13 protein-coding genes and 1 other RNA gene are annotated in these 14,883 nt (G+C 70.1%); 7 read left to right on the top strand and 7 right to left on the bottom strand.

Going from position 1 to position 14,883, the window contains the following annotated elements:
* Positions 1-5: 5 nt before the first annotated feature.
* Complete coding sequence (locus GWK25_RS36755; RefSeq protein ID WP_215455798.1) at positions 6-980, bottom strand: LysR family transcriptional regulator; 975 nt, start codon at positions 978-980, stop codon at positions 6-8.
* An 83-nt stretch (positions 981-1,063) separates the two neighbouring features.
* On the opposite strand from GWK25_RS36755, the gene GWK25_RS36760 reads away from it, so the two are divergent.
* From GWK25_RS36760 to GWK25_RS36785, 6 genes are all read left to right on the top strand, one after another.
* On the top strand, positions 1,064-2,536 hold the full coding sequence (locus tag GWK25_RS36760; protein WP_215455799.1) for an MFS transporter: 1,473 nt from the start codon (positions 1,064-1,066) through the stop codon (positions 2,534-2,536).
* Between the two features lie 99 nt (positions 2,537-2,635).
* Positions 2,636-3,934: an extracellular solute-binding protein gene (locus tag GWK25_RS36765; protein WP_215455800.1), complete on the top strand. Its 1,299-nt coding sequence runs from the start codon at positions 2,636-2,638 to the stop codon at positions 3,932-3,934.
* Positions 3,931-4,875, top strand: coding sequence for a carbohydrate ABC transporter permease (locus GWK25_RS36770; protein ID WP_215455801.1), 945 nt, complete (start codon positions 3,931-3,933; stop codon positions 4,873-4,875). Before GWK25_RS36765 ends, GWK25_RS36770 begins: the two co-directional genes overlap by 4 nt.
* Positions 4,872-5,696 (top strand): carbohydrate ABC transporter permease, encoded by an 825-nt coding sequence (locus tag GWK25_RS36775; protein WP_215455802.1) that lies wholly within the window; start codon positions 4,872-4,874, stop codon positions 5,694-5,696. The genes GWK25_RS36770 and GWK25_RS36775 overlap by 4 nt, the downstream gene beginning before the upstream one ends.
* 24 nt (positions 5,697-5,720) lie before the next feature.
* Positions 5,721-8,006 (top strand): alpha-xylosidase, encoded by a 2,286-nt coding sequence (gene yicI / locus GWK25_RS36780; RefSeq protein WP_215455803.1) that lies wholly within the window; start codon positions 5,721-5,723, stop codon positions 8,004-8,006.
* Entirely contained in the window at positions 8,003-9,016 is a 1,014-nt protein-coding gene (locus tag GWK25_RS36785; protein WP_215455804.1) for a LacI family DNA-binding transcriptional regulator, read from the top strand. The genes yicI and GWK25_RS36785 overlap by 4 nt, the downstream gene beginning before the upstream one ends.
* A 73-nt stretch (positions 9,017-9,089) precedes the next feature.
* Here GWK25_RS36785 and ssrA read toward each other — a convergent pair.
* From ssrA to ftsE, 5 genes are all read right to left on the bottom strand, one after another.
* Positions 9,090-9,477: a transfer-messenger RNA gene (gene ssrA, locus GWK25_RS36790) on the bottom strand.
* Between the two features lie 112 nt (positions 9,478-9,589).
* On the bottom strand, positions 9,590-10,132 hold the full coding sequence (gene smpB, locus GWK25_RS36795; RefSeq protein WP_251830589.1) for an SsrA-binding protein SmpB: 543 nt from the start codon (positions 10,130-10,132) through the stop codon (positions 9,590-9,592).
* A gap of 112 nt (positions 10,133-10,244) precedes the next feature.
* Positions 10,245-11,444: a S41 family peptidase gene (locus GWK25_RS36800; protein ID WP_215455805.1), complete on the bottom strand. Its 1,200-nt coding sequence runs from the start codon at positions 11,442-11,444 to the stop codon at positions 10,245-10,247.
* A gap of 68 nt (positions 11,445-11,512) precedes the next feature.
* Entirely contained in the window at positions 11,513-12,430 is a 918-nt protein-coding gene (ftsX, locus tag GWK25_RS36805) for a permease-like cell division protein FtsX (RefSeq protein ID WP_215455806.1), read from the bottom strand.
* A gap of 34 nt (positions 12,431-12,464) precedes the next feature.
* A complete protein-coding gene (ftsE, locus tag GWK25_RS36810; RefSeq protein ID WP_009320785.1) occupies positions 12,465-13,154 on the bottom strand; it encodes a cell division ATP-binding protein FtsE in 690 nt (229 codons plus the stop codon).
* A gap of 290 nt (positions 13,155-13,444) precedes the next feature.
* Between ftsE and GWK25_RS36815 the strand changes: the two genes are divergently transcribed.
* Positions 13,445-13,636, top strand: a complete 192-nt coding sequence (locus GWK25_RS36815; protein WP_033524968.1) for a hypothetical protein — start codon at positions 13,445-13,447, stop codon at positions 13,634-13,636.
* A gap of 122 nt (positions 13,637-13,758) precedes the next feature.
* Here GWK25_RS36815 and GWK25_RS36820 read toward each other — a convergent pair whose 3' ends face one another.
* A complete protein-coding gene (locus GWK25_RS36820) occupies positions 13,759-14,673 on the bottom strand; it encodes a hypothetical protein (protein WP_215455807.1) in 915 nt (304 codons plus the stop codon).
* Between the last annotated feature and the right edge of the window lie 210 nt (positions 14,674-14,883).

The following is a 14,883-nucleotide window of genomic DNA, read 5'->3' on the forward strand; positions in this document are numbered from 1 at the left end:
TGACGTCAGGTGAAGGTCATCATGATGAGTGCATCTGTGGGCGGAATCCACCCGTCCTCCGGATGTGACAGCCATACTTCCGCCCGCGCCAGCTCGGCGGCGGCCCGCCGCAACGCGTCGAGCCCCGGATGGCTGAAACCCTTCCGCCACACCAGCGAGACCGGGGACAGCGGCACGGGGTCGACGAGCGGCCGCGCCACCGTGCCCGGCATGGGCGGGAAGTCCACCACCGCGAGCACCGGTGACCTCCTCTTGGCCATGATCCGCTGGAACTCCTCCTCCCCCACGGCCAGCGGGGCGGGTGCCGCGATCTCGATGCCCCGCCCCGCGAAGAGCCGCGCCGCCAGGTCCGTCCACTCCGGCGTACGCGGGTTCCCGGCCCCGGCGTACACCCGCTCGCCCGCGAGTTCCGCCAGCGGTACGGCGTCCAGCGCGGCCAGCCGGTGGTCCTCGGGCAGGATCACCGTCATCGGCGCGTACCGCACCGGCTGCTGCGCGAGCCGTGCCCGCACCGCCGGTTCGAGCCCGGCGAACCTCCCGAACGACACGTCCAGCCGCCCGGCGAGGATCTCGGCGGCCGCGTGGGTCAGCCCGCTCTCGTAGCGGGCCATCAACTCCAGCTCCGGCGCGAGTTCCCGGGCCCGCCGCAGCACGCGGGCCCCGGTGTCCAGTCCCGGTGAGTTCAGGTCCACCAGCAGGGGCCGCACCTGCCGGAACGCGGCCATCAGCTCCTCGTGCGCGTCCAGCACCCGCCGCGCGTGGGGTACCAGCCGCTCCCCGTCCCCCGTCAGGACCACCTGCCGGGTGCTGCGCACGAACAGCTCCACCCCCAACTCCCGCTCCAGCCGCCGCACATCCCGGCTGAGCGCCTGCTGGGCGACGTAGAGCCGGGCGGCGGCCCGGGTGAAGTGCAGTTCTTCGGCGACGGCGAGAAACCCCCGCAGCAACCGGGGCTCGACGGCATGGGGCAGGGAGGACATCCGCCGAATTTACAACCAGGATGCGTGAATCACCACGGATCAGGTGTTGGACGGTGGATCACGACCGGGGCGAGGGTTGCGCCATGCCGCACCACGAACCCGCCGAGCAACACAGCCCGTTGCTGACTGTCACCGCCGACACGCTCGTGGCAGCCGACTTCCGCCCCCGCCGGCCCAAGGGGCGCGGGGAACTGCGCGAGAAGCCCGACCGAACCCGCACCCGCCGACGCAGGGGCGCAGCCCCTGCTTCTCAGGGGCGCGGGGAACTGCGCGACCAGCCACAACGCGCCAGCACCCGAGGAAGGCGACGCACCACCACCCCCACCCCATCAGGCGCCATCACCCCCTACCGCACCCTCTTCCGCATCCCCGGCACCCTCCGCTTCACCGCCGGAGGCATCCTCGCCCGCCTCCCCATGGGCATGTTCAGCATCAGCGCGATCCTCATGATCGCCGGCTCCCGCGGCTCCTACGCCCTCGCCGGCGCCGTCGTCGCCACGGGCCTCGCCGCGACCGCCCTGGTCGCCCCCTGGACCGCCCGGCTGGTGGACCGCCACGGCCAGGCCAGGGTCGCCGTCCCCGCCACCGCCGTCGCCCTCCTCGGCGGCCTCGGCCTGATCGCCTGTGTCCACTGGAACGCCCCCGACTGGACCCTGTTCGCCTCCTACGCGGCCACCGCCACGGCCCCCAACACCGGCGGCATGGCCCGCGCCCGCTGGGCCCACCTGCTGAAGGACGACCCGGCCGCCCTGCACACCGCCAACTCCTTCGAACAGGCGGCGGACGAGCTCTGCTTCATGCTCGGTCCGGTCGTCGCCGCCTTCCTCTGCACCACCCTGTTCCCCGAGGCCGGCACCCTGATAGGCGGCCTGCTCTTCATGACGGGCGTCCTGGTGCTCGCCGCCCAGCGCGCCACGGAGCCGCCGCCCACGGGCCGTACGGCCGCGAAGTCTCCCCTCAGGACCCCCGGGATCCCCCGACTCCTCGCCGTCTTCTTCGCCGCCGGCGCGGTCTTCGGCTCCCTGGAGGTCGTGACCATCGCCTACGCGGACGCCCGGGGTCACGCCTCCGCGGCGGGCGTGATCCTCGGCCTCCAGGCGGCCGGCTCCTGCGTGGCGGGCCTGGCGTACGGCGCGCTGCGGGTGACGGGCCCCGCGGAACCCCGCTTCCGCCGGTGCCTGGCCGCGATGGCCGCCCTGATGGCGCTGCCCTGGCTCACCGCCGCCACCACCGGCTCCCTCCTGTTCCTCGCCCCGGCCCTCCTCCTCGCCGGCATGGCCACCGCCCCCACGATGGTCACCGCCATGGCGCTGGTCCAGCACCGCACTCCGCCGGGCCAGTCGAACGAGGGCATGACCCTCGCCGTCACCGGTCTGCTCGGCGGGATAGCGGGTGGCTCGGCCCTCGGCGGCTGGGTCGTGGAGCACGACCCGGCGGGGGGCGCCGGCCCCGCCGTCGGCACCACAGGCTTCGCGGTGCCGGTGGCCGCGGCGGCCTCGGCCCTGCTGATCGCCGCGATCCGGACGAATTCGCGCTCGCCCATTGACGCGCCCTGAACCCACCCCTACCTTCCGTCGAAGCGCTTCGACATCATTCGTCGAAGCGATTCGACCACCACCGTTCGACGATCCATCCGACTCCCCCGGAGGCACAGGATGTCAACGGCACGAAGGCGTATGACGGCGGTCGCCGCGGCGGCCCTGGGCGGAGCCCTGCTCCTGACCTCCTGCGGCGGCTCGGACGGCGGCGGGAGCGGGGACGGCAGGACACTCCGCCTCTGGCACTACGAGGGCCCCGACAGCGCGATGGGCGTGGCCTGGAGCGCGGCGATCGAGGAGTTCGAGAAGACCCATCCGGGCGTGGAGGTCGAGTTCGAGGAGAAGGGCTTCGAGCAGATCCGCAAGACGGCCCCGATGGTCCTCAACTCCTCCGACGCGCCCGACCTCATGGAGTACAACAAGGGCAACGCGACGGCCGGGCTCCTCTCCAGGCAGGGCCTGCTCACCGACCTCACCCCGGAGGTCACCGCGCGCGGCTGGGACAAGAAGATCGGCGCGGGTGTCCGGACCACCAGTCAGTACGACACGGACGGGGTCATGGGCTCCGGCAAGTGGTACGGCGTGCCCAACTACGCCGAGTACACGATGGTCTTCTACAACAAGGACCTCTTCGCGAAGCACGGCATCACCGAGCCCACCACCCTCGGCGAACTCACCGCCGCCATGGACGAGTTCGTCGACGCGGGCATCACCCCGCTGGCCAACGCCGGCGCCGAGTACATGGCACAGCAGTACCTCTACCAGCTGGCGCTGAGCCGGGCGGACCGCTCCTGGGTCGATGCCTACCAGCTGTACGAGGGCGAGGCCGACTTCCACGACGCCGCGTGGACGTACGGGGCCGAGACCTTCGCCGACTGGGTGGAGAAGGGGTACTTCAGCGAGAGGTCGACGGGGACGAAGTCCGAGGACGCGGGCGTCTCGTTCATCCAGGGCAAGGCACCGATCCTGTTCTCGGGAAGCTGGTGGTTCGGCCGCTTCGAGGCGGAGAACCAGTTCGACTGGGGCACCTTCCCGTGGCCCGACACCGACCTCACCCTCGGCTCGGGCGGCAACCTCTGGGTCGTCCCGAAGGGCGCGGAGAACAAGGAACTCGCCTACGACTTCATCGACATCACCATGTCGGAGAAGATCCAGAACCTGCTGGGCAACGAGGGCGGCGTCCCGGTGGCCGCCGACCCTGACGCCGTCACCGACCCCCGGGCGAAGGAGCTGATCGCCGACTTCAACGCCCTGGCCGAGAAGGACGGCCTGGCCTTCTATCCCGACTGGCCCGTCCCCGGCTTCTACGACGTCCTCGTCTCCGAGACCCAGAAACTGATCACCGGCGGCGCGGACCCGGACGCCTTCCTGGACGCGATCGGGGAGGCGTACGAGAAGGACGCGCCGAAGCGATGACGGTGACCGTCGCGCGGCGGCCGGCCGCAGGTGAGGAGCGCCATGCCCCGCACCGCCCCCGCCGCCCGGGTGACTCCTACGCCCTGTACCTCCTCCCTGGCGCCCTCGCCTTCCTCGCCGTCGTCGTCGTCCCGTTCCTGATGAACACGGGGGTGAGCTTCACCGACTGGCAGGGGGTGGGCAGCCCCGAGTGGTCCGGTCTCGCCAACTACCGGGAGCTGTTCGGCGACGAGGACTTCTGGGCGTCGTTCCGGCACAGCCTGTTCATGGTGGTCGCCATGGCCGCCGTGCCGACCGCGCTCGGGCTGGTCCTGGCCGCCGCCCTGTTCGACTTCGTCGGCAAGCACTTCGGCGACCGGGTCACCGCCGTGCTGCGCGCCTGCTTCTACCTGCCCCAGGTGCTGCCGATCGCGGTCGCCGGCATCGTCTGGAGCTGGATCCTCGCGCCGGAGAACGGGTCCCTGAACGAGGTGCTGAAGGCGGTCGGGCTGGGCGGCTGGCAGCAGGACTGGCTGGGCGACCCTGATCTCGCCCTCTACACCGTCATGGCCGTGATGGTGTGGGTGCAGCTCGGTTTCCCGCTGGTGGTCTTCATGGCGGGCCTGCAGCGCGTCGACCCGGCGCTGTACGAGGCGGCCGAGCTTGACGGCGCCGGCTGGTGGCGCCGCTTCCTGCACATCACGCTGCCGCAGATCCGCCCCGAGATCCACGTCGTCCTCCTGTGGTGCACGATCGCCGCGCTCAAGGTGTTCGGCGCGGTGTACGTCCTGACCAAGGGCGGCCCCGGCGGTGCCACGGACGTGCCGTCCTACTTCTCCTTCACCACGTTCTTCGAGAAGACGCAGGTCGGCTACGGCGCGGCGATCTCCACCGTGCTGACCGTGCTGGTCCTCGCCCTGGCCCTGGTCGGCCTGAGGCTCCAGGAGAGGGCCGAGCGATGACCGCCGCCCTGCGCCGCTACCCGGTGCTGATCGCCCTGTGCGTCGCGGCCCTCTTCATGATCGTGCCGTTCCTGATCGTCGCGCTCAACGCGGTCAAGTCCCCCGCCGAGTACGCCCAGAACGGCCCGCTCAGCCTCCCCGAGGGGTTCTACACGGACGGCGTCAGGGACTTCTGGGAACGCGTCGACTTCGGCGGCAAGCTCATCAACTCGGTACTGATCAGCGGCTCGGTGGCGGTGCTCGCCGTGGTCCTGTCCGTCCTGAACGCGTACGCGATCGGCATCGGCCGGATCAGGGGCCGGACCTGGGTCCTCGCCTTCTTCGTCCTCGCGAACGTGCTCCCGCAGGAAGCGCTGGTCTATCCCGTCTACTACTTGAGCAAGGAGGTCGGCCTCTACGACACCAGGCTCAGCGTGATCATCGTCTTCACGGTGATCCAGGCGGCCTTCGGCACCTATCTCCTCGCCTCCGTCCTCGCCGGGTTCCCCCGCGAGATCCTCGAGGCGGCCCGGATCGACGGCGCGAGCAAGTGGCAGGTGCTGTGGCGGATCGTCGTCCCCGTCAGCCGCCCCACCCTCGGTGTGCTCCTGGTCTTCTTCTTCATCTGGACCTGGAACGAGTTCCTGCTCCCGCTGGTCATGCTGATCTCCAACGACAACCAGACCGTGTCCGTGGCCCTCGGTGTCCTCCAGGGCCAGCGTCTGATGGACGCCACGATGACCAACGCGGCCGCCCTCCTCGGTCTGCTCCCCGCCCTCGTGTTCTTCCTCCTCTTCCAGCGCACGCTCACCCGTGGCATCGCCGTGGGAGCCGTGAAGTAGGCCGTGACGTAAGGAGATCCCCCCATGAAGTTCACCGACGGCTACTGGCTGCTGCGCGAAGGTGTCACCGCCGCGTACCCGGTCGAAGTGCTCGACGTCACCGCGACGGAGGGCGGCGCCCTGAAGGTGCACGCCCCGACCCAGCCGATCCGCCACCGCGGCGACCTGCTGAAGGGACCGGTCGTGACGATCAGCGCCCACGCCCCGATGGCCGACGTCATCGGTGTCACGTTCACCCACTTCGAGGGCGAACGGCCTCGCGGCCCGCACTTCGAGCTGACGAGCGAGGAGTTCACCCCGCACACCTCCTACGACGACGAGCACGCCACGCTCACCGCCGGAGAGCTGTCGGTCCGGGTCTCCCGCGGCGGCCCCTGGCAGGTCGACTTCCTCGCGCACGGCCGCACGCTCACCTCCAGCGGCCCCAAGTCGATGGGCATCATGCGCGAGGCGTCCGGCGCCCACTACCTGCGCGAACAGCTCAACCTGGGCGTCGGCACCTCCGTGTACGGCCTCGGCGAACGCTTCGGCCCGCTGGTCAAGAACGGCCAGGTGGTGGACATCTGGAACGCCGACGGCGGCACGGCCACCGAACAGGCCTACAAGAACGTGCCGTTCTACCTCACCGACGCGGGTTACGGCGTCTTCGTCGACCACCCCGGCAAGGTGTCCTTCGAGGTCGCCTCGGAGGTCGTGTCCAGGGTCCAGTTCAGCGCGGAGACCCAGCAGCTCACGTACTACGTCATCTACGGCCCCACCCCGAAGGACATCCTCCGCAAGTACACGGCCCTCACCGGGCGTCCGGCCCTCCCGCCCGCCTGGTCTTTCGGCCTGTGGCTGTCGACGTCCTTCACCACCTCCTACGACGAGGAGACGGTGACCTCCTTCATCGAGGGCATGCGGGAGCGCCGGCTGCCCCTGTCCGTCTTCCACTTCGACTGCTTCTGGATGCGCGAGTTCCAGTGGTGCGACTTCGAGTGGGATCCCCGGGTCTTCCCCGACCCGGAGGGGATGCTGGCCCGGCTCAAACGCCGGGGCCTGAGGATCAGCGTCTGGATCAACCCGTACATCGCCCAGCGCTCCCCGCTCTTCGCGGAGGGCAAGGCCCTCGGCCATCTCCTGCGCCGGCCGGACGGCAGTGTCTGGCAGTGGGACCTGTGGCAGCCCGGCATGGCGCTGGTCGACTTCACCAGCGCGGCGGCCCGCGAGTGGTACGCGTCGAAGCTGGAGAGGCTGCTCGCCCAGGGCGTCGACTGCTTCAAGACCGACTTCGGCGAGCGGGTGCCCCTGGACGTGGCGTGGTCCGACGGCACGGACCCGGAGCGGATGCACAACTACTACACCTACCTCTACAACCGCACCGTCTTCGACGTCCTGCGCAAACACCGGGGCGAGGGCGAGGCGGTCCTCTTCGCCCGCTCGGCGACGGTCGGCGGCCAGCGCTTCCCCGTGCACTGGGGCGGCGACTGCGAGTCCACGTACGAGTCGATGGCCGAGTCCCTGCGGGGCGGCCTGTCGCTGGGCCTGTCGGGCTTCGGCTACTGGAGCCACGACATCGGCGGCTTCGAGGGCACTCCCTCGCCCGGCCTCTTCAAACGCTGGATCGCCTTCGGCATGCTCTCCTCCCACAGCCGGCTGCACGGCTCGTCGTCGTACCGGGTCCCCTGGCTCTTCGACGACGAATCGGTCGACGTGCTGCGGAAGTTCACCCACCTCAAGCTGAGCCTCATGCCCTACCTCTACGAGGCCGCGCGCACCGCCCACACCGAGGGGGTGCCGATGATGCGGGCGATGGTGCTGGAGTTCCCGGACGACCCGGGCTGCGCGCACCTCGAACGCCAGTACATGCTGGGCCCCGACCTCCTCGTGGCGCCCGTCTTCAACGACGAGGGGGACGTCACGTACTACGTCCCCGAGGGCACCTGGACCCGCTTCCCGGACGGCGGCACGGTCACCGGACCCCGCTGGGTCCGCGAGCGCCACGACTTCAGAAGCGTGCCGCTGCTGGTCCGGCCGGGCGCGGTCGTTCCGGTCGGCGCGGCGGTCGACCGCCCGGATCACGACCACGCCGACGGGGTCACCCTGCACGCGTACGGCCTCGAACACGGCGCCCAGGTGACGGTCCCGGTGGGCGGGGTGACGTTCACCGTGGTACGGGAGGGGAACGTGCTGCGGGCCTCCTGCGGCGACCCGGCGGCGCCCTGGGGGCTGGCGGCGGACGGGCGTGAGGTCCGGGCGGAGGCGGGCACGGGATTCCTGACGATGGATCTGGACGAGGAGTCCACTCACGCGGAGACGAGGTCGCAGTGACGGTGAAGATCACGGACGTGGCCCGGCACGCGGGCGTCTCCCCGAGCACCGTCTCGTACGCGCTGAGCGGCAAGCGCCCGATCTCGGCGGAGACGCGGGCGCGGGTCGAGGCGTCCATCCGCGAGCTGGGGTACCGTCCGCACGCGGGCGCCCGCGCCCTGGCCAGCAGCAAGTCCAACGTGCTGGCGATGGTGGTGCCGTTACGGGCCGGGATCCATGTGCCGGTGGTCATGCGGTTCGCGGTCTCGGCGGTCACGACGGCCCGCGCGCACGACCACGACGTCCTGCTGTTGACGCAGGAGGAGGGCGACGAGGGCCTGCGGCGGGTGGCGGACTCGGCCCTGGTGGACGCGTTGATCGTGATGGACGTCCAACTCCACGATCCGAGGCTGCCGTTGCTGCGCGCGCTGGACCGCCCCTCGGTCCTGATCGGCTTTCCCGCCGACCCCTCCGGTCTGACCTGCATCGACCTGGACTTCAGGACGGCGGGCGAGCTGTGTGTGGAGCATCTGGCCGGTCTGGGTCATCGGGTGGTGGCGCTGATCGGCTCCCCGCCCGAGGTCTACGTCCGCCAGACGTCCTTCGCCCAGCGAGTCGTCCAGGGCTTCACCTCCGCCGCCACCCGCAACGGCATGGCCTCCACCGTCCACCCCTGCGAGGCCAGTCCGGCGGCGGCCCGCGCGGTCGCGGAACGGCTCCTGCGCGAACAACCGGCCCTCACGGGCTTGGTGATCCACAACGAGGCCGTCCTGGAGCCTCTCGTCGACGCCTTCGAGCATCTGGGCCTGCGCGTCCCCGCCGATCTCTCGATCACGGCCCTGTGCCCGGACGACCTCGCCACCGCCCTCCCCGTCCCCGCCACCTCGATCGGGATCCCGGCGGCGGAGGTGGGCGAACAGGCGGTGGCACTGCTGATGAGGAAGCTCTCCGGCACGCCCGTCCCCGAGGCCACCCTGCTCGCGCCCCGGCTGACCGTGCGCGCGAGCACGGCCCGCCGGGTGACGGGATGACCGGGCGTCGGCCGCTGTGAAATGACGAAAGCCCCGCTGCCGTTACGGCAGCGGGGCCTCGCCCACATGGGAATTGTGGAGATGGCGGGAATCGAACCCGCGTCCAACGGTGTAGAACCAGGGCTTCTCCGTGTGCAGTTCGCTGTGATTTTCTCGGCCCCGGCGATCACGCGAACAAGTCGCCGACGGGCCCAGTCACTGTTTGATTTCCCATTGAACCCCGTGACCGGGCTCAATGGTTTAGTTCCCTAGATTATGCCAGGATCCGGGCCGGGAACGCTCCCGGGCTGACACCCATTAGGGACCTTCAGTCACTGCTTATTAGGCAGCGAGGGCGAAGGTCTGGGAATCGCGCTTGGTGTTGGCGATTATTTGGTGCGACATATGGTTAACGAGATCATTGCCGCTTCCTCGACACGCTTCCCCTGCCTCAACATCCGCTGTCGAAACCGATCATCCCCATGTTGTTTTTTCAACGCCCTCCGGAGAGAGCCGGCGCACCCGCTGTGAGGTGCAGAGCCATCGTACGTGACCAACGCGAGCGCGTGCCACCGTATTCCCGGCGGCCTCGCCCTACTGGCCCCGCTGCCTCCGCTTCGCCGCCGCGATCGCCCGGTCCGACTCCCGCCGGTCCTGCTTCTCCCGCAGCGTCTGCCGCTTGTCGTACTCCTTCTTGCCTCGCGCGAGAGCGATCTCGGCCTTGGCCCGGCCGTCCTTGAAGTACAGGGCGAGGGGCACGATCGTGTGACCCGTCTCCTGCGCCTTGGACTCCAGCTTGTCGATCTCCTCGCGGTGCAGCAGCAGCTTCCGCTTGCGGCGCGCGGAGTGGTTGGTCCAGCTGCCCTGGTGGTACTCGGGGATGTGGGCGTTGTGCAGCCACGCCTCGCCCCGGTCGATCTGGACGAAGCCGTCGGTCAGCGAGGTCCGGCCCTCGCGCAGCGACTTGACCTCGGTCCCCATGAGGACGAGACCGGCCTCGTAGGTGTCGATGATCGCGTAGTCGTGCCGGGCCTTCTTGTTCTGGGCGACGATCTTCTTCCTGCCGCCCTTCTCGCCGTCCCTGGCCTTGGCGGCCGCCCCGCCCTGCTTGGGCTGGGACTCCTTCGGTACGTACATTCCCTTGCTCATAGTGCCGTCCATTTTGGCACCACGGAGGGGGTGCGGGGGAAGCCGATTAACGGGCGCGGTCCGCGCGCACGGTCACACGTGCACGATCAACGGGTGTGGCTCACCGCCCGAGGCCGCTCAGCACCGTCTCGGCCCGCGGGAGGGCGTCCTCGTCCGCCTCGAGGTCGGGGGTGATGCCCCGGCCGTCGACGCCCCGGCCGGAGGGGGTGCGGTAGTGGCCGACGGTCAGCTCGGCGACGGAGCCGTCGGGGAGGCGGCTCGGCATCTGCACCGAGCCCTTGCCGAAGGTGCGGGAGCCCACGACCACCGCGCGGCCCCGGTCCTGGAGGGCTCCGGTGAGCAGCTCGGCCGCGCTCATCGTGCCGCCGTCGACCAGCGTGACCAGGGGTCTGGTGGTGTCGCCGCCGGGTTCGGCGTGCAGGGCCCGCTCCCTGCCCTTGACGTCGTACGTGGCGACGAGGCCCCCGTCGAGGAAGGCGGAGGCGGCGGTGACGGCCTCGGAGACCAGACCGCCGGCGTTGCCACGGAGGTCGAGGACGAAGCCGGAGGCGTCGGCGGACTGCCGGGCGGCGGCTCGTACGAGATCGCCGGAGCCCTTGGTGAACGCGTCGACCGTGATGACGCTGACCCCGCCCGCGGTACGGCTCACGGTCACGTCCTCGGTGGAGAGGCGGGCCCGGCGCAGGGTCGCGGACCAGGTCCGGCCGGCGCGCTCCAGCTCCAGCCGCACCTTCGTACCGGCGGCCGCGCTCTTCGGGGTCCCGGTGCTCCCGGTGCCCTCGTCGATCGCGTCGCCGCGGAGTAAGGAGACGACCTCGGTGACCGGGCGGCCGTCGACCTTCTCACCGTCGACGCCGACGAGGCGGTCGCCCGCGCGGATCCCGGCACGGGCGGCGGGCGAGCCGTCCTGCACCCGGGTCACCTCGATCCGGCCGTCGCGCTCCAGCCGGGTCCAGAGGCCGACGCCGGTGTACTCGCCGTCGAGGGCCTCCTCGAACTGCTCGTACTCGCCCTCGGAGTAGACCGCGCCCCACCGGTCGCCGCTGCGGCTGACGGCCCGTTCGGCGGCCTCCACGGGGGACTTGCCCTCGGCCATGGCCTCGGCCGCGGCGTCGGCGACGTCCTGCTCCTTGTCGGCCGGGGTGGAGCGGGAGGGGTGCGCGACGGCCGTGGCCTCCCGGCGCGGGTCGTCGAAGGAGCCGGTCGCGGCGCCGGTGGCGAGCACGCTCGCGAAGACCAATGTCAGGGCGGCCCCGCGGCGGATGCGGCGGGGCGGTGAGAACAGGTCGCGGCCTGACATGTCGGCGAGTCTAGGACAACGCGAAGGGCCGTACCGGCCCTTGCCCGGTACGGCCCCAGGGGCATGCGTCACACCTTCAGGTACTTGCGCAGTGCGACGAACGCGGCCAACGCCGGCATCAGGAAGCTCACCGTGAGGATGAGCGGCAGCTTGATGAGGACCGCGTCCCAGCCGACGAAATTGATCAGGGGCAGGTTCTGGGACAGCGACACCCCGTTGTCGATCACGAAGTACTGGCCGAGTCCCAGGAAGACGCAGGCGATCACTCCGCCGATGACACCGGCGACCGCCGCCTCCATGATGAACGGCGCCTGGATGTAGAAGCCCGACGCGCCCACCAGCCGCATGATCCCGATCTCACGACGACGGCTGAACGCGGAGACACGCACCGTGTTGACGATCAGCAGCAGCGCGACGACCAGCATGACCGCCATCACACCGCGCGCCGCGAGGTTCAGGTAGCCGAGGAGCTTGAAGAGGTTGTCCAGGATGCCCTTCTGGTCCTGCACCGACTGCACACCGTCCCGGCCGTTGAAGGCGCTCGCGATGACCTGGTACTTCTCCGGGTCCTTCAGCTTGATGCGGTACGACTCCTGCATCTGGTCCGGGGTGAGGCTGCTGGCCAGCGGGGAGTCGCCGAACTGCTCCTTGTAGTGCTTGTACGCCTCGTCCTGCGACTCGTGGGCGACGTCGGCGACGACCGCCATCTTGTCCAGGTCGGACCTGATCTGCTTCTTCTGCTCGGTCGTGACGGCGCCCTTGGCGCAGTTCGGGTCGGACTCCGCGTCGCTCTTGTTGCAGAGGAAGATCGACACGTTGACCTTGTCGTACCAGTAGCCCTTCATCTGGCTGACCTGGTCGCTCATCAGCAGCGAGCCGCCGAACAGGGCGAGGGAGAGGGCGACGGAGACGATGACCGCGAAGGTCATCGTGAGGTTGCGGCGGAGACCGACACCGATCTCCGACAGGACGAACTGGGCGCGCATGGCGACTCGATAGGCCTTTCCGTGGACGGGGCGGTCAGTGCTGGTAGCCGTAGACGCCGCGCGCCTGGTCGCGGACGAGGCGGCCCTTCTCCAGCTCGATGACGCGCTTGCGCATCTGGTCCACGATGTTCTGGTCGTGGGTCGCCATCACCACGGTGGTGCCGGTGCGGTTGATGCGGTCGAGCAGCTTCATGATGCCGACGGAGGTCTGCGGGTCGAGGTTGCCGGTGGGCTCGTCCGCGATCAGGAGCTTGGGCCGGTTCACGAAGGCCCGCGCGATGGCCACCCGCTGCTGCTCACCACCCGACAGCTCGCCCGGCATCCGCTCCTCCTTGCCGCCGAGGCCGACCAGTTCCAGCACCTGCGGCACGGACTTGCGGATCTCACCGCGCGACTTGCCGATGACCTCCTGCGCGAAGGCGACGTTCTCGCCGACCGTCTTGTTGGGCAGCAGCCGGAAGTCCTGGAAGACCGTCCCCAGCTGGCGCCGCATCTGCGGCACCTTCCAGTTGGACAGCCGCGCGAGATCCTTGCCCAGGACGTGCACCTGTCCCTGGCTGCACCGCTCCTCCCGGAGGATCAGCCGCAGGAACGTGGACTTTCCGGAGCCGGAGGAGCCCACGAGGAACACGAACTCGCCCTTCTCCACCTCCAGGGAGACATCCCTGAGTGCGGGGCGGGTCTGCTTGGGGTAGACCTTGGACACGTTGTCGAATCGGATCACGGATGCACCACAAGCCGTCGGGGATGGATGGACGAGACTGTACCGCGCCGTGAGCGGGCCCTCGTGAGGGCGCAGCCCGAACAAAGGGGCGCAGGGCTGTGACACATGCGGCCTCGCTGCGTGGGCGCGACCAGCCCCCACCCACGCGCGGCCCTCCGACACCTGCGCCCACCCCTTTCCGAGGCCCCCGCGCAACCTCCGGCGGAACCTGGCACAGTGGTGTAGAGGAACGGTCCGGTTCCGCGAAGCGTTGAGGTATGTGTGAGGCCATTGCAAGGAGGGCGAGGCGCATGACGTACGACCGGTTGGTGTGCGCGAACTGCGCGTCCCCCGTCGCCGAGGGCCGCTGCCATGTGTGCCGGGCCAGCCGCGAGCGACTCCAGCAGGAGAACCCCTTCGCGGGCCTGAGTCCCATGACCCTGATCGCCCTGCTGGCGATCCTCATAGCGGCTGTGGCCCTGCTGGCACACCAGACGGCATAGGGGCGGGCGCCGCACCGACACGGGGCGGGCGCGGGACGGACGGGTACGTACGACGAGGGCCCGGGGCTGGCTGCCCCGGGCCCTCGTCGTACGTGTGCGGTGCTGTGCCCGACCGCCTGGGATCAGGCGGCCGCGCCGCGGCCGGCCATCAGGCGCGGCAGCAGACGGAAGCCGATACCGCCGGCGATCATCGTGGCGGCGCCGACCAGCAGGAACGTGGTCTCGGCGGCACCCGTCTCGGCCAGCTCGCCGGTGCCGGCGCCCTGGGCCTCGGCCTCCGAGCCGGTGTCGGTGAGGGCCGAGGAGCCCTCCTGCTGCACGGACTCGTCGTTGCCGCCGTCGGTGTCGGTCCCACCGGAGGTGGAGCCGCCGTCGGAGGAACCACCGGAGGTTGAGGAACCGGAGGTGGAGGAACCGCCGTCGGTGCCGCCGTCGGACGAACCGCCGGAGGTGGAGCCGCCGTCGGTGGAGCCGCCGGAGGTCCCGTTGGAGGTGGAACCGCCCGAGGTGCCGTTGGAGGTTCCGTTGGAGGTGGAACCGCCGGAGGTTCCGTTGGACGTGCCGTTGGACGTACCGTTCGAGCTGGAGCCGGTGGTACCGGTGGTGCCCGTGGTACCCGTGGTGCCCGTGGTACCGGTCGTGCCGGTGGTACCGGTCGTGCCCGTGGTGCCGGTCGTGCCGGTGTCGCCGCCCGTGGTCCCCGTCGTACCGACGCTGCCCGTCGTGCTGACGCTGCCGGTCGTGCTGACGCTGCCGGTCGTGCTGACACTGCCGGTGGTCTCACCGGTCGTGGTCTCACCGGTCGTGGTCTCACCGGTGGTCTCACCCGTGGTCGCGCCCACGTTGGTGTTGCCCTCGGTGTCGTTGCCGGTCTGGACCGAGACGCCGGCCCCGATGGAACCGTCGTCGGTGCTGACACCGACGCCGACTCCGAGGTCCAGCGCGGAAGCGGCGCCCGCGGCGGTCAGCGACGCGCCGGCGGCGATCACGGCACCCGCGGCTATTCGCGCCACACGGATCCGCGTCTTCTTCGTCATATGGCTGCTACCCCCAGTAGCTATCAGTAAATGGAGCAGCGCCCGGGGCCGCGATCAACGGGAGCAGTCGGTTGGGTCGAAGTCCCCCGGTTCACATGCGCCCCAGTAATGCGCATGCCATACGCCAACCTTCCCAGTTTTCCCAGTAACGTCAAGGTCGTTGCGTACGCGATGTCCCGTTCACCGCTTTTGACCTCGTCACCAACATGT

The organism is Streptomyces sp. ATCC 21386, assembly GCF_018728545.1.
Taxonomy (GTDB): domain Bacteria; phylum Actinomycetota; class Actinomycetes; order Streptomycetales; family Streptomycetaceae; genus Streptomyces.